Annotated in this window: 1 pseudogene; it reads right to left on the bottom strand. The window is 59.0% G+C overall.

Annotation, left to right across the window (positions count from 1 at the left end):
* A pseudogene (locus K5S59_RS29715) lies at positions 1–585 on the bottom strand (collagen-like protein); the annotation flags it as partial.

The raw sequence follows: 585 nt of genomic DNA, 5'->3' as shown, positions 1-585 counted from the left end.
TTGAGGTCGAGGCCCAGTAGCACCTGTGTTACCTTGAGGCCCAGTAGCGCCTGTGTTACCTTGAATACCTTGAGGTCCAGTGGCACCAGTAGCACCCGTGTTACCTTGAATACCTTGAGGTCCAGTGGCACCAGTAGCGCCCGTGTTACCTTGAACGCCTTGAGGTCCGGTAGCACCCGTGTTACCTTGAGGCCCAGTGGCACCCGTGTTACCTTGAATACCTTGAGGTCCAGTGGCACCAGTAGCGCCCGTGTTACCTTGAACGCCTTGAGGTCCGGTAGCGCCCGTGTTACCTTGAGGCCCAGTGGCACCGGTAGCACCTGTGTTACCTCGAGGCCCAGTGGCACCGGTAGCACCTGTGTTACCTTGAGGTCCGGTAGCACCAGTAGCGCCCGTGTTACCTCGAGGTCCGGTAGCACCAGTAGCGCCTGTGTTACCTCGAGGTCCAGTGGCACCGGTAGCACCTGTGTTACCTTGAGGCCCAGTGGCACCGGTAGCACCTGTGTTACCTTGAGGCCCAGTGGCACCAGTAGCACCTGTGTTACCTTGAGGTCCGGTAGCACCAGTAGCACCTGTGTTACCTGC

It is taken from the genome of Bacillus sp. BML-BC051, assembly GCF_019656175.1.
Classification (GTDB): Bacteria; Bacillota; Bacilli; order Bacillales; family Bacillaceae_G; genus Bacillus_A; species Bacillus_A mobilis.
This window is presented reverse-complemented; position numbering and strand designations above follow the sequence as displayed.